The sequence below is a fragment of the Rhizobium leguminosarum bv. trifolii WSM2297 genome, from assembly GCF_000271845.1.
Map to the genome: position 1 here is coordinate 1509528 of NZ_JH719393.1, position 16882 is coordinate 1526409.

Genomic DNA, 16882 nt, shown 5'->3' on the forward strand with positions numbered 1-16882 from the left:
CCGTGGTGCGAAAACGATCCACCTACGTGATTGAACGCAGCGACGATCGCGCGCGATCCATGGTAGCCTGGTCTTCGGAAGCCGCCCCATGCGGCGCGGGAATGGACCATGATCGACTGGGATGACGTTCGCTACTTTCTTGCCGCCGCGCGTGGCGGCTCAGTGCGGGCTGCCGCTAAACGTCTGGCCGTGAACCACGCGACCGTGCTGCGGCGCATTGCCCAGCTCGAGGATCGCCTCGGGGCGCAGATGTTCGAAAAGCTACCTTCGGGCTACCGCCTGACGGCCGCGGGCGAGGAGGTTCTGGAGTTCGCGAACCAGATGGAAGCCTCGTCGCACCAACTGGAGACGCGCGTCCTCGGGCGCGATCAGAGCGTACGCGGGCTTCTGCGGGTGACGCTGCCCCCGTTCCTTGCGACACACCTGCTCATGCCGGATATCGCCGATTTTGCCCGTCTGCATCCGGACATCGAGATGGAGATCGTATCGACCGGCGAGGTCGTGAATCTGACCAACCGGGAGGCGGATGTGGCGATCCGGATGGTCTCCAATCGCAAGACCCTGCCGCTCAATCTTCATGGCCTGAAAGGTCCGGATCTGCTTGCGGGTGTTTATATGTCCCGCGATAGACTGGCGGCGTGGCGTGCGGGTGCGCCGGATCCAATCCGGCCCATCGTCATCGGCGGTCAGGCTCTTCCGGACTGGGTCGACCAAGGGGAGGTTCGCGCTACAGGGGTTCCGTTCAGGACGCCGGACGCCGATGCGCAGATCGATGCGGCAAGGCAAGGGATAGGCATGACCAAACTGCCCTGTTTCGTCGGAGATGCCGATCACCTGCTGGCGAAAGTCCCGGGCATCGATTTGAAATCACCTGCGACGATCTGGCTTCTCACGCAGGGGGAGACACGCAAGACGAAGCGCGTGCGGCTTTTCACAGAGTTCATTTCCTACCGGCTCGCCGCGTATGCTCCGCTCCTCGCCGGGCGGTCCATAGACGCGGCTGAACGTCCCGTGCCAACGCCACAAATGGGCTAGAGAAATTGCTGTTGGATTGGCTTCTCAAGGGGACAGGCTGCGGAGCGGCCGCTCTGCGTGAAATCGAAGCGCATTGCGGAGGGAGGATCGAAATAGCAACAACAGGATCATTGGTTCGATTCCCTCCAACAGCACGAAACGGCGGGGCCACGTCGGACTCGTACCGAGTGCTGCGAGTCTTTCTCGCAACACCTGAGCGGGAACTTTGATCTTGCACGGATTTGGTTGGATTAGAGCGTTTCAGTTGCGGTATCCGTAGGACTGCAAAGCGATTTGCATGAGCGGGACAGCGAGAGAAGCACGTCCACATCTCCTAAAGCAGGACCTTGATGAACGCGGATATGATAGCCGCCTGGGCGGTGGAAAACGGATTCCTTGCGATCGATTCCAGGAATTATCGTCGCCATGACAATGAAGGCGTGATCACGATCGAGATAAAGAGGATGTCATTTCTCCTCATCGATGAGAGGCAAGGATTGCGACCGCGCCTCATATCGCGGTTGTTCAAAGACATACCCCTTACGAGCGGAAGCGGCCGCTTTCAGGTTCCTCTTCTTGACCGCTAATACGATCACTGAATCCTGACGCGGTGATCCCGCCGAGCCAATTCATCAAGGCGGGGGATCGTGGCCCGCGCCGATGAGGCCCTGCTCAAACGCTCAAAACTTTCAATATTTCTTCTTGCGAACGATCTTGTTGCCACGGGGCCCGCTTAAGACCGGTGTTCGGTCGCGATTTTCTCGAAGGAGAGCCCGCCAACGTTCCAAGCGATCGGGGACCAGGGCACCGCTTGAGACAGCGGCCTGAACCGCGCACCCGGGTTCGTGGGCATGTGTACAATCGCGAAACCGGCAAAGCGGCGCCAGTTCGGCTATTTCCGCAAAGAGAGTGTCTATACCGTTGGTGACATCACTTAGGTAGAGCGTTCTTATTCCCGGGGTATCTATGACCCAGCCGCCGCCTGAAATAGCATGCAGCGATCGCGCCGTAGTAGTGTGTCGACCCTGCGCGTCGTATTCGCGGATAGTCCCGGTTTTCTGCTTTGTGTCAGATTCAGGCCCAGTCATGGTGTTTACCAGTGTCGATTTTCCGACACCGGAGGATCCCACCAGCGCAACCGTCTGGCCAACACCGCACCAGGGCCTCAACAGGGCAACGGCGTCCGCGGAGCGCCCGTTCACGGCGATGACAGGCAAGTCACGCTGCAGAGTCTCGGCTTGCGCCTGGAACACGCCAGCATCGTCGGCGGTGTCAGCCTTCGTCAGTACGATCACCGGGTTGCTACCGGCTTGGTTGGCCATGATCAGGTAGCGTTCCAGCCGAGCAAGATTGAAATCTGCGTTGCACGAGGTCACAATGAGTAGGGAATCGACGTTGGCGGCAAGAAGTTGATGGCCACGTCCGCCTTCCGAGCGTCGTTGAAAGACGCTTTTTCGCTCGAGACGGCCGACAAGCATGTCGGTAAGCGGATCCACAAGAACCCAGTCGCCCACCGCGTAGTCAGCACTGTTGGAGTTGGCTGGAAGCGTCAGTCCGACGGGCCCCGTGACATCGATCGCCTCGATGCGCGCCCGGTGAACTGATGCGATCCGTCTGGGGACGAGGTGTGCTTCGCCGGTTTGGACCTGATCCGCGAAGAATTCAGACCACCCTAGCAGTTTCAGCGATGAAGAAAGGTTGGAACTGGTCAATTTTCGTTCCGCATTCGGTTAGGCTGCCATAAAGGATTTTAGATCATTTTCCAGGGCTTCTCGCCTACCTGCGTGGATGATCGCGTTTTGGCAACGAGGTTGCGTAAGCCGCAGCCTCGCCGGAATAGGGGAAATCATCTCCGAGCTGACAATCGCCGTTGTAGACCTTGAAGACCGGCCCATCAACTTCAACAATCTTATAACCGTTCACGTATTCAATCTTCGGTGTTTTCCAACCCATCAAGCTCTCCAGTCTGGTCCGAGATTTCTGTACTCTGAAAATGATGCCCGACAGTTCATGCTCAGCGGCCAGTGATCTATCGGGTGTTTAGCCATGGGACTAGCATGCCGGCTGCGGGCAGAGCTAGAGCCCTTTGGGGTTACGGCTATTCCAGCCGTCCTCGGCAAGACCAATCTTTTCCGCTGTGGAGGCGATCCGAAAAGGTGCCCGAGGCGGACTTGTCGTGTCCATCATTGTGCTCCAAGTGCGTTGAACCGAGCACGTAATTCTGCATTCTCTTCTTCCAGTTGCGTCAACCGGTCACGCAAGAGTGTTACCGCCGTCTCGATTTCCGGTTCGGTGTAGCAAGGCGTGATATGCTGCGGGCAATTCCAATCGAAGGCCTCCAGTCTGAGCCGCAAAATCCGCTCCGCCTTTGCTCGATAGCTGGCGTCGAAAACTATGTCCCGATTGAGCGTCTCGCTTCTCGTCGCGCTCGCCGCAGAACTCAAGCTCTCACCAAATCGCACTGCGCGACGCCTTAGCGTCCGGTACTTTTGTGGAAAAGGTCCGGGAGGATTTCATCGGCGGCGTTCGAAGCGGCGTCAATGGTACGCCGACGTTCTTCATCAACGGGGCGCGGCACGACGGCCCCTACGGCGGCGGCGCACTTTTATCGGCGATTAATGAGGCAATCCTCGCCGCCGCTTGAGCGATGCTCGTCGGCTGAGGACGGCGGTCGTCGATGCCTTATCGCTCTAATTGGCATCGCAATCAGATGCCCATCGCAAGGAACCATTCACATGATGTTAGCTGCCAGATTGTCCCAGCAGACTGTCACCTGACCACCGGTGCCGGGCGCCGAATTCATTCTGCTTCCTCTCCCAGTATGGTCACAGGCCGATCCCATTGGATGAGGACGACACAACCGGTGTCGCTCCAGACCGAGTGTTCGGTGCCAGATGCGTTGACCACATAACTGCCGCGGCCGTAGTCGCCCGTTTCGTCGGATTGAACGCCATCAAGGACGAGAATGGTCTCCAGCCCCTCATGCCGATGGCGGGGGACGCCGGCGCCGGCTTCGTATTTCAAGAGCGCGACGCCCGGCTGATCGCCCTCAAACGGTCGGATCCAGTGGATCGTCACCTGATCGCGGAAGGGGCCGAACTCCAGATCCCTCCAGCCACCCGAGGTCAGCAGTTCACGGGTGGTTTCAGGCATGGGCGATGCTTTCCAGGATGTCGTCGACATGGGCCGTCCAGCCGACGATCGCCCCCTGGGCGCGGATCATGGCGATTGCTGCGGCCTTGAACTCCGGAAAATAGCTTTCCGTCGCCTCCTCGGCGAGCAGGCATTCGTAACCGCGGTCGTTGGCCTCACGCATGGTTGTCTGCACGCAGACCTCGGTCGTGACGCCGGCAAAGACGAGCTGCGTGATGCCTTTCTGCTGCAGGATCGCATCGAGCTCGGTCGCGTAGAAGCCGCCCTTGCCGGGTTTTTCTATGACCGTTTCGCCTTTGATCGGAGCAAGCTCCGGCAAAATCCCGGTGCCGGGCTCGCCGGAGATGAGGATACGGCCCATGGGGCCTTTGTCGCCGATGCGAAGCGCGGGATTGCCACGGTTGCGTTTCGCCGACGGCAGATCCGAAAGATCGGGCCTGTGGCATTCCATCGTGTGGATGACCGGCAGCCCGGCATAACGGAAGCCCTGGATGAGCCGTTTGACGTCAGGCACAATCCGGGTGATTCGGCTGACGTCGTTGCCGAGACTGGCGCCAAAGCCGCCGGGCTCGGCAAAATCACGCTGCATGTCGATGACGATAAGCGCGAGCTGATCGTGCTTCACCGCAAAGGCGAAGGGTTCGGCTTTGATCTTCACCATCAGTGATGCCCTGCCATATGCGCGCCGATCACGCCGATATCGGCCGACCGTGCCGGTGTCTCGTAAACCAGCTTGCCTTCGGAAATGACGATGATCCGGTCGGACATTTCGAGCAACTCGTCCAGGTCCTCCGACAGCAGCAGCACGGCGGTGCCGGCATTGCGGGCGCGCATGATGCGGGCGCGAATTTCGGCGACGGCGGAGAAATCAAGGCCGAAGCAGGGATTGGAGACGATCAGCAGATCGACTTCTCCCGTCAGTTCACGGGCGAGCACGGCGCGCTGGACGTTGCCGCCTGATAGCGCCGCTATCGGCGAGGACGAAGACGCGGTCTTCACCTTGAAATCGGAGATCAGCGAGGTGGCGCTCTTCTTCATCCGGCCTTTGTTGAGCCAGATCGCATCCTTGCCATCCTCCTTCAGGTCGAAGGTGCGGAAGGCGAGATTCTCGCTGACGGTCATGCGCGGGGCGCAGGCATTCTGCAGCGGTTCCTCCGGAATGAAGCGGACATTGTTCCGGCGCGTTTCCGGCCGCGTGGCGCCATAGGCTTCGCCGTTCACGCTCACCATGCCCGTGACGGCGGGGCGCTGGCCGGCGAGGATTTCGGTCAGTTCCTTCTGGCCGTTTCCCGAAATGCCGGCAATGCCGACGATCTCGCCGGAGCGGACCGTCAGATTGTCGATCTCGATGGTCTTGAGGCCGGATCGATCCGGCGCCTTGACGCGCTCGACCTTCAGCACCGGTTTGGCCGTATCGCCGACCGCTACGCGGGTGTCGAGTTCGGCAAGCTTGACGTCGCCGATCATCATGGCTGCCATATCCGATGTCGAGAGGTCGCCGACCCTGCCGGACCCGACAAGCTTGCCGCGGCGCAGGATCGACACTGCGTCGGCGAATTTCGTCACCTCGTGAAATTTATGGCTGATCATTAGCACCGTCAGTTCGCCGCGTTCGGTCATGGCGCGAACCAGGCCGAGCATTTCATCGGCCTCGGCAGGCGTGAGCACCGACGTCGGCTCGTCGAGCACGAGGAAGCTGCGGCCGAGGTAGAGCTGTTTGACGATCTCCAGCTTCTGCTTTTCGCCGGCGGCAAGCTCGCTCACCGGCCGGTCGAGCGGAATCTGAAAGGGCATACGCTCCATGAAGGCCGCGAGGTCCTTGCGCTCCTTTGCCCAGTTGATGATGGCGGGCACTTCGGTGCGGCTGATGACAAGGTTTTCGGCGCCGGTCAGCGAAGGCACAAGGGTGAAATGCTGATAGACCATGCCGAGGCCATAGGTCGCCGCATCCTTCGGCGAGGCGACGGCGACTTCGCGGCCGTCGACCGAGAGCGAGCCAAAGGTCTGGTGATAGAAGCCCATGATGCATTTGACGAGGGTCGACTTGCCGGCGCCATTTTCGCCGAGAAGCGCATGGAAGGTGCCGGCCGGAATGTTGATCGAGACGTGGTCGAGCGCGGTGAAGCTGCCGAAACGCATGGTCATATCGAGCGTCTCGATGCCGACGGCCTTGCCAGCTTGCGGGAGAGGCGTATCGCGGACGGTGCTCACTTCATTGCTCCTTTTCGACGATGATGGCGACAGGACCGCCGCCGGGCGGCCCCTGGTGTTCGGCGCCGCCGGACACATAGAGATCGGTAATGCCGAAGATGCCCGCGAGAACGCCGCCGACGAAGGCACGGGCATGGCGGGTGCCGGCGATATCGGAGTCGTCGAGCATCGTGTGACGCCGGCCGCCGACCCTGCCGGACGGGTCCGGCTCGGCCTTGGCGAGAACCGCCGCCAGCCGGCTGTTTTCCGGCAGGCGTTCGCGGGCTTTCGTGACGGAGAGCGCGTCGATCGCATCCCGCATGACGGCGTGGTCGATCGACAACGGACCGGACCATTTTGCGCTCATGCCGAGGACGATGATCTCGTGATCGGTGAGTTCGACGCCGGCTGATGTCGAGGCGCAGCGGGAAAAGAGATCGAAACGTGTGCAGATGTCGGCATCGCCGATCGATGCCGCATCGACCTCGCCGAGTGCTACGGCGACGCCGAGAGCCGAAGCACCGCGCGAGAGGCCCATGGATTTCAGCGTGTCGCGGGTTGCGACCGTCCTGCCTGCGCCCTCGGCCTCGGCAATCCGGCGCGAGGTGAGCAGCGGGCACTTGATCTGCACGAAATGGACATCGGCGGGATCATCGATGCCGGCATCCTTCATCGCGGACCTCACGCCTTCGGCAACGAGCAGGATCTGTTCCCGCCGCCCGAGATGTTCAAAGGGCAGCGCGGGGGTACGCGACACACCAATGGCCAGCGCCCGTTCGCCCGGGACCTCTACGGTTTCACGCGCAAAAACCGTCCAATGCGGCGAGAGCGCACCTTCGGTGCCGCCGGACATGACGATCGAGACACCGTCGACGCCATGCCTGCCGAACAATGTCTCGAAGCTGCGCGTGGCATATCCGCGAGTAAAATCATTGACGCAGCCGTTGCCTTCCGTCTTGCCGAGAACGGCGACGACATTGTTGGCCGGAAGGCCGCCGGCAAAGAGCGCCTCGACGCCGGCGACGTCATCGGGGCCGTCGGCCGGCACGCGAAAGACATGGGCACGCAATGACGGCATCAGGGCAGCGCCTCGACCAGGGCCGCGGAATTGGAGACCGAGCCGAATACCCCGCCCTGCATCTTGACCATCTTGATGGCGGCGAGGTGATTGCCATAGTCGGTGGCGCCGCAGCAATCCTCGAGCAGCAGGCATTCGAAGCCGCGGTCGTTCGCCTCGCGCATGGTGGTGGAGACGCAGACATCGGTGGTGATACCGGTCAGGATGATGTTTTCGATGCGCTTCTGGCTGAGGATCAATTCCAGATCGGTGGCGCAGAAGGAGCCCTTGCCCGGTTTGTCGATGATCACCTCGCCCTCGATCGGGTAGAGCTCCGGGATGATGTCCCAGCCGGGCTCGCCACGGGTCAGGATGCGGCCGCAGGGACCGGGATCGCCGATGCCGGCGCCGATGCGCTGCGAGCGCCAGCGCTTGTTGGCCGGCAGGTCGGCGAGATCGGGGCGATGGCCTTCGCGCGTGTGGATGATGTGATAGCCCTTGGCGCGCATCATGGTCAGTACCTTCTTGATCGGCTCGATCGGCGCCTGGACCAGCGACAGGTCGTAGCCCATGTGATCGACATAGCCGCCCTTGCCGCAGAAATCCGTCTGCATGTCGATGATGATCAGCGCTGTATTCTCCGGCCTCAGATCGCCGTTATAGGGCCAGGGATAGGGGTCGGCGTTGATATAGTGCCCTTTGGTCTCGACCATCGCGTCCATCCTGTCTCTCCTATTCGCCAGCAAGTTTGAATGTCTCGCCATAGCGGCGCACCGGCCTGTCGAAGCCGCAGGACGTGCCGTCCGTCACCTTGACCTCGTCTTCCCAGGGCAGGCGATATCGCCCGGCGACGAGGTCGTGCATGTAGGTGTAGGGCGCGTCGCCGGCGCCGCCGGAAACGGCGACGTAGCCGCGATGGCCAAACTGATAGATGTTGTTCTCGACGCCCCATCCGCGGCGCGCCTCGCGCGCGAGGTCGGGTCGAACCTCGGCGGTAATGATCTCGTTGATGCGGCCCGATGTGCCATGGGCGATGATCGTGCCGTCGAAGTTGCAGATCATGCCTTCGCCCATGCTGTCGAAAGTGCCGTCCGTGCCGCACATGCAGACGCTGGCGGTGACCATAAGATTGCAGAAGGCGTTCGACTGGTTGGTGAACTTCCAGCTCTCGCGGATCGGCGCGGTATAACCGGCGGTGCGGATCATGATTTCGGCACCCTTATAGGCGCACTCGCGCGCCATCTCGGGGAACATGCCGTCATGGCAGATGATCAGCGCCAGCTTGGCGCCCTTCGGACCATCGATAACAGGGATGCCGAGATTACCGGGCTCCCAGGGCTCGACCGGCACCCAGGGGTGCATCTTGCGGTAATAGAGCTTCAACTCGCCGGTATCGTCGATGACGATGCCGGAATTATAGGGCATGCCGCCGGGATTGAGCTCCATGATCGAGAAGCAGCCCCAGATGCGGTTGTCGCGGCAGGCCTTCTTGAAGGCCGCGACCTCCGGGCCGTCGAGCGTGCACATGATTTCGGGATTGATGTCCATCGACAGGCCGTGCAGGGCATATTCCGGGAAGACAACCAGATCCATGCCCGGCTGGTTGCGCCGCGCTTTGCCGACCAGATCGACGATCACCTGGGTCTGCCTGTTGAGATCAGCTTTGGTGACGGTATTCGGCAATTGCAGCTGGACGAGGCCGATGCCGACACCATGCTCCGATTTGTTCAATCCGCCGAGGCCGTTCATGGCGTCTTTCCTTATTTATTTCGTCAGCGACAGCGCGCCCGGCGCGCCTGACAGCGAGCGGGTGGGCGAGGAGGTGGCGATCATGATCACGAGGGTGAGCACGTAAGGTGCGGCGTAGAAGAGGTAATAACCTTGGGTGACGCCGACCGATTGCAGTGCAGGACCAAGCGCACCGGCGCCGCCGAAAAGCAGGGCGGCGAGGAAGCAGCCGATCGGGTTCCAGCGAGCGAAGATGACGAGCGCCACGGCCATCAAGCCCTGGCCGGAGGAGATGCCCTCATTCCAGGAGCCGGGATAGTAGAGCGACAGATAAGCGCCGCCGATCGCCGCCAGCGAACCACCGACGGCGGTTGCGAGAAGGCGGACGAGATCCGGATCGATGCCCATGGCGCGCGCCGCATCGGTGCTGTCGCCGACAACGCGCAGGATCAGGCCGATGCGGGTGTTCTTGAAGGCCCAGCGAAGCACGAAGGCAAGCACCGCGCCGATCACGAAGAGCACGTTGATGTTCAGGGCCGCCTGGATCTGCGGCATATCAGACCAGAAGCCGAGCGGGATCGCCGGCAGATGCGGTGCGGCCGGCTGGATGAAGGACTTCCCGAGAAAGAAGGCAAGGCCGAGGCCGAACTGCATCATGGCGATGCCGATGGCGATGTCGTTGACCTTCGGCCATTTGCAGATCCAGCCGTGGACAAGGCCGAAGACCGCGCCCGTCGCCATGGCGGCAAGGACCCCAAGCCAGGGCGAATTGCTCATCACGGCGACCGCATAGGCTGTCATGGCGCCGAAGACCAATGTGCCTTCGAGGCCGAGATTGATGCGCCCGGAGCGCTCGGTGATCGTCTCGCCGAGGCTGACGAAGATAAAGGGTGTCGAAACGCGGATGGCGCCTGCAAGGATGGCGAGGGGCACGCCCCAGAGGCCGATACCTGTCTCTTCCATCAGAGGCTCCTTTTCCAGAGGTCGGGATTGAAGATCTTGAAGCGCCCGTAGAAGGTCTCGCAGAAGAGGATGACGATGAAGAGCGCGCCCTGAAGCACCAGCACCGTTGCATCCGGCAGACCCATGCGGCGCTGGATGAGGCCACCCGAGGCATCGATACCGCCGAGCAGGATCGCGACCGGGATGATCGCCAGCGGATTGTGCCTGGCGAGGAAGGCGACGAGGATGCCGGTATAACCATAACCTGCCGCGAGCGAGGCATTGGCGCTGCCCTGGACGGCTGCGACCTCGACCATGCCGGCAAGCCCGGCGAAGCTGCCGGCAATCGCCGTAAAGCCAGCGATCAAGCGACCGACGGGCAGGCCCTGGATTTGGGCGGCGCGGACATTGCCGCCGGCGATGCGGGCGGCGAAGCCAAAACTCGTCACCTCGATCAGGATCCAGGAGAGGATGCAGGCAACGATGCCGATGACGAGGCCCCAATGCACGTCCATGCCGGGAATGTTGCCGAGCATGTATTCCGGCGGCAGTGGTTTGGTCGACGGTTTGTTGAGGCTTGCGGGATCGCGCAGCAGCCCCTCGACGAACTGGTTCATTAGCGCAATGGCGATATAGGCAAGCAGCAACGAGGAGATGGTTTCGTTGACGCCGCGGTAATGGCGCAGGAAACCGGCAAGGCCGATCCAGATGCCGCCGATCACCATGGCGGCGATGCCCATCAGCATGAGCGCCACGAGCGGCGGAAGCGTGCCGACGATCGGCAAGGCGATCGCCGCCGCCGCAACGCCGCCCAGCACGACCGCTCCTTCCCCGCCGATGATGACGAGGCCGAGACGGGCGGGCAGGGCGACGCAGAGCGCCGTCAGGAGAAGGGGTGCGGCGCGGCTTAAACTGTTCTGGACGGAAAACCAGCTGCCGAAGCCGCCGGTATACATCAGCTGGAAGAGGGTGGCCGGCGACTTGCCAACCGCCAGGATGAAAAGGGAGAAGAGCGCCAGACCAATCAGGATGGCCGCAAGGCCGATGACAACAGGTTCGGCTCGCCGCGCGATCCATTCGAGAACCGGGCGCAACGAAAAAGCCTTTTCTGAAGCAATTGATATTGCGGGATCATTGGCCTCGACGGTCATGGCGCTTCTCCCTTTCCGGTTCAGGCCGTGGATCCGACGACGCCCTCGACCAGATAATCCATGCTTTCGAGCTCGATCGCACCTTCAGGATAGCTCTTGTCGGCGGTGACGACGGTGTTGCCCTTGTTGTCCTTCAGCGGTCCCTTGAACACCGAGAAGCCGCCCTTCATCATGTCCGCGTGGGTGGCTTCGAAGACCTTGCGCCCCTCCTCGGAAACGCCGGGGCCGAGCGCGCTCATTTTCACGAAGCCGTCCTTTAGGCCGCCGCGGACGAAGTTTCCGAGCTTTTCGCCGGCCTGCGCCTTCTTGACGAAGTCGCTGTAGACATTGCCCCAGGCCCATTCCGCGCCGGTCAGGTATTTCTCGGGCGCAAGCGGGCTCTGGTTGGCGTGGTAGCCGCAGACGAAGGCGCCACGGCCGGCGGCCGTCTCGACCACGACCTTGGGGCTATCGACGTGGCAGGTAATGACGTCGGCCCCCTGATCGGCCAAGGCGTTGGTGGCTTCGGCTTCCTTGACGGCGAGCGACCACTCGCCGGTGAAAATCACCTGGCAGGTGATGGCAGGATCGACCGAGCGGGCACCGAGCAGGAAGGCGTTGATATTCTGCAGCACCTGGGGAATCGGCTTGGCGGCAACGAAGCCGATCTTCTTGGTCTTCGTCGCATGGCCGGCGGCAATGCCGTTCAGATACTGGCCCTGATTGATGTAGCCAAAGTAGGATCCCGTATTGGCGGGATGCTTGCCTTCCTGCCAGAGGCCGCCGCAATGGCGGAACTGGATGTCAGGATATTTGGCGGCCATGGCGAGCATGTGGGGGTCGAAATAACCGAAGGAGGTCGGAAAGACCAACGTCGCCCCGTCGAGATTGATCATCGATTCCATCGTCTTCTGAACGTCCACCGTCTCTGGAACGTTCTCTTCTTCGACGACGGTAATGCCGGGCAACGCCTTGACGGCGGCAGCGCCCTCGGCATGCGCCTGGTTATAGCCATAGTCATCCTTGGGGCCGACATAGATGAAGCCAACGGTGAGAGCGGTCTGCGCAAATGCGGGCGAGGAAAGGAGACCGGGCGCCGTGCCGACGAGAGTGGCGGCGGCGGAAGCCTGGAGGAATTGGCGTCGATTCATAGAAAGGAGTCTGGTCATCGGAATGCTCCCCTGACGGCATTCTTGCCGTTTTCAATTGGTTACGGAAAAGTGTATGCAATGGTCATGCCAAATTTTATTCTATTGAATTTATGAAAGAAATCTTCGGGCACGCCAGCCGGGACGGAGAAGTGCATGCAATTTAATCTTCGGATTAGATCAAAAAATATGCAGCGCCTATAATTTTACCGAATATTTGCTTTGTGAGCTAAAGGGGCCGCGTGATTGAATAGTGAAAAATGCGAGTCTTTCAGCAAAATCAAAGATATATACTGAGGTTTGACTTTGTCTGCTCGAGCAGGCATGTGTATGCAATCGCAACAATGCAGAACCATTCCTTGAAGCAAGTCAGACGCAGAGAAATCATCAGGGCAGGGACGACCGTCGAGCAGATGGTGCGGGCGATCGCCGATATGATCGTCACCGGGCAGATGTTGCCTGGCGAGAAGCTTGATGAAGTCTCGCTGGCTGCCCGTTTCGAAGTATCGCGCACACCGGTGCGCGAGGCGCTCCGTGAACTCGGAGCGATGGGACTCGTCGACCGGGAGCCGAACCGCAGTGCTGTTGTCACCAATGTGAGCGAGACCTATCTGCATTCGATGTTCGAAGCGATGGCGGAACTCGAAGCGATCTGCGCCAGGCTCTCGGCTGAGCGAATGACTGTGGATGAGCGGCGCACGATGGAGCTGGAGCACAAGGCATCGATGAAGCTCGTCCATGCCGGCGCGCAAGAGGAGTATTCGGCGCACAACACGGAATTTCACACCCGCCTTTATCGCGGCGCGCATAATGATCATATCTTCGAGATGGTGACGCAGACGCGGGCACGGCTTGCCCCATTTCGACGGGCGCAATTTCGGCTGCCCGGCCGCTTGGCAAAGTCCTACGAGGAGCACGGCCAGATCGTGATCGCGATCATGCGAGCGAACGGTAGCGCTGCCGCGCGGGCAGCCTATTCCCATGTGGGGATGGTCAGCGATGCGAGCGCGGTGTTTGCAACAACCGGCGAGGCTAGCGCGCGAAGTACCTAGTCATGCGCGCGCGCTCCGTGACAACGAAAGCCACGGCGGCCACAACCACCCCGGCTGCCCTTTGCATCTACTCCGCAGCCTCAATGAAACGGTGGCGTTCGTAAAGGAACTTCAACACGGCTTCGCGGCATTTCAGATATGTCCAGTCGGAGGCGAGTTCGATGCGATGGCGAGGACGGGACATGGTCACATCGAGGACTTCGCCGATGCGGGCGGCCGGGCCGTTGGTCATCATCACGATCCGATCGGACAGCAGCACCGCCTCATCGACATCATGGGTGATCATCACCATCGTGTTGCCAAGCCGGGCATGGATCTCCATCACCGCGTCCTGAAGATGGGCGCGGGTCAGCGCATCGAGCGCGCCGAAGGGCTCGTCGAGCAGCAAGATCTTCGGCTCCATCGAAAGCGCGCGGGCAATGCCGACGCGCTGTTTCATACCCCCGGAAATTTCCGAAGGCCGCTTATCGCTCGCATGCGCCATCTGTACGAGATCGAGATTGGCCATGACCCACTCATGCCGCTCGGCCTTGGTCTTTGTTCTACCGAAGACCTTGGAGACGGCGAGATTGACGTTCTCGTAGACCGTCAGCCAGGGCAGCAGCGAGTGGTTCTGGAAGACGACCGCGCGTTCCGGACCCGGTTCGTTGACCTCGCGGTCCTCAAGCAGCACGGCGCCTGCGGAAACCGGGGTCAGGCCGGCAATCAGATTAAGCAGGGTGGATTTGCCACAGCCCGAATGGCCGATGATCGAGACGAATTCGCCCGCGGAAATCGTCAGGTTGATGTCCTTCAGGACTTCGGCGCGCACGCCGCTGCTATCGAAATGTTTGTCGATATGATCGAGCTTGAGATAGGCATTCATCGGGACGTTCCTTAATTGGCGGTGGCGCCGCGAGTGATAAGTTTGCCGAGTGCTGCCACCAACTTATCGAGGGCAAAGCCGACGATGCCGATATAGGCGAGCGCTACGATGATGTCCGGCAGGCGCGACGAGTTCCACGCGTCCCAGATGAAGAAGCCAATGCCGACGCCGCCGGTCAGCATTTCGGCTGCGACGATGGCGAGCCAGGATAGGCCGACGCCGATCCTGAGCCCCGTGAAGATGTAAGGCGCTGCAGAAGGCAGCATGATCTTCCAGAAAAACTCGAACTGATTGAGCCGCAGTACCTCGGCAACGTTGCGATAGTCCTGTGGGATATTGCGTACGCCGACGGCAGTGTTGATAATCACCGGCCAGATCGAGGTGATGAAGATGACAAAGATCGCCGAGGGGTTGGAATCCTGGAAGGCTGCGAGCGATAGCGGCAACCAGGCGAGCGGCGGAACCGTACGCAGCACCTGGAAGATCGGATCGAGACCGCGCATTGCCCAAACCGATTGGCCGATAATCGCCCCGATGATAACCCCGGTGACGGCGGCAAGGCCAAAGCCATAGAGCACGCGTTGCAGCGAAACGAGCACGCGCCAGCCAAGCCCGATATCCTGGGAGCCGTTGTTGAAGAACGGATAGGCGATCAGGTCGTAGCTATCCTGCCAGACCCGATGCGGCGAGGGCAAAGACGCATCCGGCGATGAACAGAGCACCTGCCAGACGAGCAGGATGAGTGCCATTACGACGGCTGGCGGAACGACGTTGCGAAACGCGGCGATTGCCGCACGACGAAAATCGATCCGTGATCCGTGCTTGGCGGAAAACGGCAGAACCTTTGCCGCCGGCTTGGCAGCGGCGGCAGTGGAGAGATTTTCTTTGTTTGCCAGGGCGGGCATCGACGTGCTCCTCACGGGAATGAAAGGCCGGCCCGCCGCTGGCGCGCCGGAGGCGAGATCACGAGACGGCCTTGATCGAAAGGCTGTCGAGATAGGCGGAGGGATTTTCGGGATCGAAAACCTTGCCGTCGAAGAAGGTCTCCTTGCCACGGGAGGACGATGCGGGGATGTCGGCTGCAGCAACACCGAGATCCTTGGCGGCCTCGCGCCAGATGTCCTCGCGGTTCACCTGGTTGACCAGCGCCTTGGTGTCGGTCGTCGCCGGCAGATTTCCCCAGCGGATATTTTCCGTCATGAACCAGGTGTCGTGGCTCTTGAACGGGTAGGAGGCACCGTCTTTCCAGAACTTCATGTAGAGGTCGGTGGCCTTGGCTTCGCGTCCGTTGCCATAATTGATGTCGCCCTTGAGGCGGCCGAGCACGTCCTTGGTCGGAACGTTGAACCATTGGCGCTTGCCGAGGATATCGGCCATCTCCGCTTTGTTATCCATGCTGTCGCACCACTGCTGAGCCTCCATGACAGCCATCAGCAGGGCCTTGGCAGCAATGGGATTCTTTTCGATCCACTCGGCGCGGAGCCCGAGCGCCTTTTCGGGATGACCCTTCCAGAGCTCGCCGGTGGTCGCCGCGGTGAAGCCGATGCCTTGGTTGACGAGCTGCTCGTTCCACGGCTCGCCCACACAGAAGACGTCCATGTTGCCAACCTTCATATTGGCAACCATCTGCGGCGGCGGCACGACGATGGTCGAAACGTCCTTGTTCGGGTCGATGCCACCGGCAGCGAGCCAGTAACGGATCCAGAGATCGTGGGTGCCGCCCGGGAAGGTCATGGCGGCCTTGATCTCCTTGCCTTCCGCCTTCTTTTTCTCGAAGGCGGCTTTCAGCTTGGAGGCATCGAGCTGCACGCCGGTCTCGGCATATTCCTTGGAGACGGAAATGCCCTGGCTGTCGAGGTTAAGCCGGGCGAGGATCGCCATCGGCACCGGCTTGTTGTTCTGTGTCACCTTGCCGGTATGCATGAGATAGGGGAGTGGCGAAAGAATATGGGCACCGTCGATACCATTGGCGGCACCGCCCAGCACCAGATTGTCGCGGGTCGCGCCCCAGGATGCCTGTTTGGCGACGTCCGTTTCCGGAAGGCCATGTTTGTCGAAAAAACCCTTTTCCTTAGCGATGATCAGCGGCGCGGAATCCGTCAGAGCGATAAAGCCGAGCTTGAGGCCTTTCACTTCAGGGCCCGCACCGGCTGCAAAAGCGCCGGACGGAAAGGCAGTCTTGACGGCGCCGATGAGGGCAGCCGTTGCGGTCGTCTTGAGCATGCTGCGGCGGGTTATGCCGATGGTGGAATTCTTCGTCATGTGCAGGTTCCCTCTGCTGGCCGAATTTGGACACAAAAAAACGCCGCCGGAATGCGTCCTCGGGAATGGAAGTATCCCGGATGGCAATCCTTGCGACGTCGGTGTCTTGTGTAAGCGCTTATGCCGCGCCTATCTGCAGCGGTCGTCGTTGACCGATGCAGACAGGAGGCTTGCAATCCGCGTGCCAAATTTCCAAAAGTCGAATAACCTCATGAACAGAAAGGAGAAATACTGGAAATTTTGAACTGCCCGTTTATTGGGCAGCGACAAAATATGCTAACCATTTATGCGTCTGTGGTTGCGCCTGGGTTTTAAACAGCGTTATATTTATGCACCGCACA

Annotated in this window: 18 protein-coding genes and 1 pseudogene; 4 read left to right on the forward strand and 15 right to left on the reverse strand. The window is 60.7% G+C overall.

Annotation, left to right across the window (positions count from 1 at the left end):
- Window positions 1-108 precede the first annotated feature (108 nt).
- The gene (locus tag RLEG4DRAFT_RS61335) at window positions 109-1035 is read left to right on the forward strand and encodes a LysR family transcriptional regulator (RefSeq protein ID WP_003576350.1); all 927 of its coding nucleotides are present in this window, start codon (window positions 109-111) and stop codon (window positions 1033-1035) included.
- Window positions 1036-1364: 329 nt separating this feature from the next.
- The gene (locus RLEG4DRAFT_RS61340; RefSeq protein ID WP_003576349.1) at window positions 1365-1601 is read left to right on the forward strand and encodes a hypothetical protein; all 237 of its coding nucleotides are present in this window, start codon (window positions 1365-1367) and stop codon (window positions 1599-1601) included.
- A gap of 102 nt (window positions 1602-1703) precedes the next feature.
- On the opposite strand, the gene rsgA is transcribed toward RLEG4DRAFT_RS61340, so the two are convergent.
- The 3 genes and pseudogenes from rsgA to RLEG4DRAFT_RS61355 all read right to left on the reverse strand — a co-directional run.
- The gene (gene rsgA, locus RLEG4DRAFT_RS61345; RefSeq protein ID WP_003576348.1) at window positions 1704-2726 is read right to left on the reverse strand and encodes a ribosome small subunit-dependent GTPase A; all 1023 of its coding nucleotides are present in this window, start codon (window positions 2724-2726) and stop codon (window positions 1704-1706) included.
- A 64-nt stretch (window positions 2727-2790) separates the two neighbouring features.
- Window positions 2791-2967, reverse strand: coding sequence for a hypothetical protein (locus RLEG4DRAFT_RS61350; protein WP_003576347.1), 177 nt, complete (start codon window positions 2965-2967; stop codon window positions 2791-2793).
- 230 nt (window positions 2968-3197) lie between these two features.
- Window positions 3198-3413 (reverse strand): annotated as a pseudogene (locus tag RLEG4DRAFT_RS61355) (pyridoxamine 5'-phosphate oxidase family protein); the annotation flags it as partial.
- 92 nt (window positions 3414-3505) lie between these two features.
- On the opposite strand from RLEG4DRAFT_RS61355, the gene RLEG4DRAFT_RS61360 reads away from it, so the two are divergent.
- Entirely contained in the window at window positions 3506-3658 is a 153-nt protein-coding gene (locus RLEG4DRAFT_RS61360; protein WP_171898185.1) for a DsbA family protein, read from the forward strand.
- 155 nt (window positions 3659-3813) lie between these two features.
- On the opposite strand, the gene RLEG4DRAFT_RS61365 is transcribed toward RLEG4DRAFT_RS61360, so the two are convergent.
- Genes RLEG4DRAFT_RS61365 through RLEG4DRAFT_RS61405 form a run of 9 tightly spaced genes read right to left on the reverse strand, consistent with a single transcriptional unit; the run spans window position 3814 to window position 12383 of the window.
- Window positions 3814-4167: a cupin domain-containing protein gene (locus tag RLEG4DRAFT_RS61365; protein WP_003576346.1), complete on the reverse strand. Its 354-nt coding sequence runs from the start codon at window positions 4165-4167 to the stop codon at window positions 3814-3816.
- Window positions 4160-4828: a cysteine hydrolase family protein gene (locus RLEG4DRAFT_RS61370; protein WP_003576345.1), complete on the reverse strand. Its 669-nt coding sequence runs from the start codon at window positions 4826-4828 to the stop codon at window positions 4160-4162. Before RLEG4DRAFT_RS61370 ends, RLEG4DRAFT_RS61365 begins: the two co-directional genes overlap by 8 nt.
- The gene (locus tag RLEG4DRAFT_RS61375; protein WP_003576343.1) at window positions 4828-6378 is read right to left on the reverse strand and encodes an ABC transporter ATP-binding protein; all 1551 of its coding nucleotides are present in this window, start codon (window positions 6376-6378) and stop codon (window positions 4828-4830) included. The genes RLEG4DRAFT_RS61370 and RLEG4DRAFT_RS61375 overlap by 1 nt, the downstream gene beginning before the upstream one ends.
- Before the next feature lies 1 nt (window position 6379).
- The gene (locus tag RLEG4DRAFT_RS61380) at window positions 6380-7435 is read right to left on the reverse strand and encodes a ring-opening amidohydrolase (protein WP_003576341.1); all 1056 of its coding nucleotides are present in this window, start codon (window positions 7433-7435) and stop codon (window positions 6380-6382) included.
- A complete protein-coding gene (gene biuH, locus RLEG4DRAFT_RS61385) occupies window positions 7435-8136 on the reverse strand; it encodes a biuret amidohydrolase (RefSeq protein ID WP_003576339.1) in 702 nt (233 codons plus the stop codon). Before biuH ends, RLEG4DRAFT_RS61380 begins: the two co-directional genes overlap by 1 nt.
- Before the next feature lie 10 nt (window positions 8137-8146).
- Window positions 8147-9163, reverse strand: a complete 1017-nt coding sequence (locus tag RLEG4DRAFT_RS61390; RefSeq protein ID WP_003576337.1) for a formamidase — start codon at window positions 9161-9163, stop codon at window positions 8147-8149.
- Window positions 9164-9178: 15 nt separating this feature from the next.
- A complete protein-coding gene (locus RLEG4DRAFT_RS61395; RefSeq protein WP_003576336.1) occupies window positions 9179-10105 on the reverse strand; it encodes an ABC transporter permease in 927 nt (308 codons plus the stop codon).
- The gene (locus RLEG4DRAFT_RS61400; RefSeq protein WP_003576334.1) at window positions 10105-11235 is read right to left on the reverse strand and encodes an ABC transporter permease; all 1131 of its coding nucleotides are present in this window, start codon (window positions 11233-11235) and stop codon (window positions 10105-10107) included. Before RLEG4DRAFT_RS61400 ends, RLEG4DRAFT_RS61395 begins: the two co-directional genes overlap by 1 nt.
- A gap of 20 nt (window positions 11236-11255) precedes the next feature.
- On the reverse strand, window positions 11256-12383 hold the full coding sequence (locus RLEG4DRAFT_RS61405; RefSeq protein WP_003576332.1) for a BMP family ABC transporter substrate-binding protein: 1128 nt from the start codon (window positions 12381-12383) through the stop codon (window positions 11256-11258).
- 338 nt (window positions 12384-12721) lie between these two features.
- Here RLEG4DRAFT_RS61405 and RLEG4DRAFT_RS61410 point away from each other — a divergent pair, with 338 nt between their 5' ends.
- Window positions 12722-13414 (forward strand): GntR family transcriptional regulator, encoded by a 693-nt coding sequence (locus RLEG4DRAFT_RS61410; protein ID WP_037093457.1) that lies wholly within the window; start codon window positions 12722-12724, stop codon window positions 13412-13414.
- A gap of 67 nt (window positions 13415-13481) precedes the next feature.
- Here the strand turns inward: RLEG4DRAFT_RS61410 and RLEG4DRAFT_RS61415 are convergent, their stop codons facing one another.
- The 3 genes from RLEG4DRAFT_RS61415 to RLEG4DRAFT_RS61425 are packed head-to-tail and all read right to left on the reverse strand — an operon-like array spanning window position 13482 to window position 16541.
- Entirely contained in the window at window positions 13482-14279 is a 798-nt protein-coding gene (locus tag RLEG4DRAFT_RS61415) for an ABC transporter ATP-binding protein (protein WP_003576329.1), read from the reverse strand.
- A gap of 11 nt (window positions 14280-14290) precedes the next feature.
- Window positions 14291-15184: a nitrate ABC transporter permease gene (gene ntrB / locus RLEG4DRAFT_RS61420; protein WP_003576327.1), complete on the reverse strand. Its 894-nt coding sequence runs from the start codon at window positions 15182-15184 to the stop codon at window positions 14291-14293.
- A 58-nt stretch (window positions 15185-15242) separates the two neighbouring features.
- Window positions 15243-16541, reverse strand: a complete 1299-nt coding sequence (locus tag RLEG4DRAFT_RS61425) for a CmpA/NrtA family ABC transporter substrate-binding protein (protein WP_003576325.1) — start codon at window positions 16539-16541, stop codon at window positions 15243-15245.
- Window positions 16542-16882: the final 341 nt, after the last annotated feature.

Coding starts and splice junctions, on each gene's coding strand:
- RLEG4DRAFT_RS61335 (WP_003576350.1), top strand. CDS start 109: ATGATCGACTGGGATGACGTTCGCTACTTTCTTGCCGCCGCGCGTGGC.
- RLEG4DRAFT_RS61340 (WP_003576349.1), top strand. CDS start 1,365: ATGAACGCGGATATGATAGCCGCCTGGGCGGTGGAAAACGGATTCCTT.
- RLEG4DRAFT_RS61350 (WP_003576347.1), bottom strand. CDS start 2,967: ATGGGTTGGAAAACACCGAAGATTGAATACGTGAACGGTTATAAGATT.
- RLEG4DRAFT_RS61365 (WP_003576346.1), bottom strand. CDS start 4,167: ATGCCTGAAACCACCCGTGAACTGCTGACCTCGGGTGGCTGGAGGGAT.
- RLEG4DRAFT_RS61370 (WP_003576345.1), bottom strand. CDS start 4,828: ATGGTGAAGATCAAAGCCGAACCCTTCGCCTTTGCGGTGAAGCACGAT.
- RLEG4DRAFT_RS61380 (WP_003576341.1), bottom strand. CDS start 7,435: ATGCCGTCATTGCGTGCCCATGTCTTTCGCGTGCCGGCCGACGGCCCC.
- biuH (WP_003576339.1), bottom strand. CDS start 8,136: ATGGACGCGATGGTCGAGACCAAAGGGCACTATATCAACGCCGACCCC.
- RLEG4DRAFT_RS61390 (WP_003576337.1), bottom strand. CDS start 9,163: ATGAACGGCCTCGGCGGATTGAACAAATCGGAGCATGGTGTCGGCATC.
- RLEG4DRAFT_RS61395 (WP_003576336.1), bottom strand. CDS start 10,105: ATGGAAGAGACAGGTATCGGCCTCTGGGGCGTGCCCCTCGCCATCCTT.
- RLEG4DRAFT_RS61400 (WP_003576334.1), bottom strand. CDS start 11,235: ATGACCGTCGAGGCCAATGATCCCGCAATATCAATTGCTTCAGAAAAG.
- RLEG4DRAFT_RS61405 (WP_003576332.1), bottom strand. CDS start 12,383: ATGACCAGACTCCTTTCTATGAATCGACGCCAATTCCTCCAGGCTTCC.
- RLEG4DRAFT_RS61415 (WP_003576329.1), bottom strand. CDS start 14,279: ATGAATGCCTATCTCAAGCTCGATCATATCGACAAACATTTCGATAGC.
- ntrB (WP_003576327.1), bottom strand. CDS start 15,184: ATGCCCGCCCTGGCAAACAAAGAAAATCTCTCCACTGCCGCCGCTGCC.
- RLEG4DRAFT_RS61425 (WP_003576325.1), bottom strand. CDS start 16,541: ATGACGAAGAATTCCACCATCGGCATAACCCGCCGCAGCATGCTCAAG.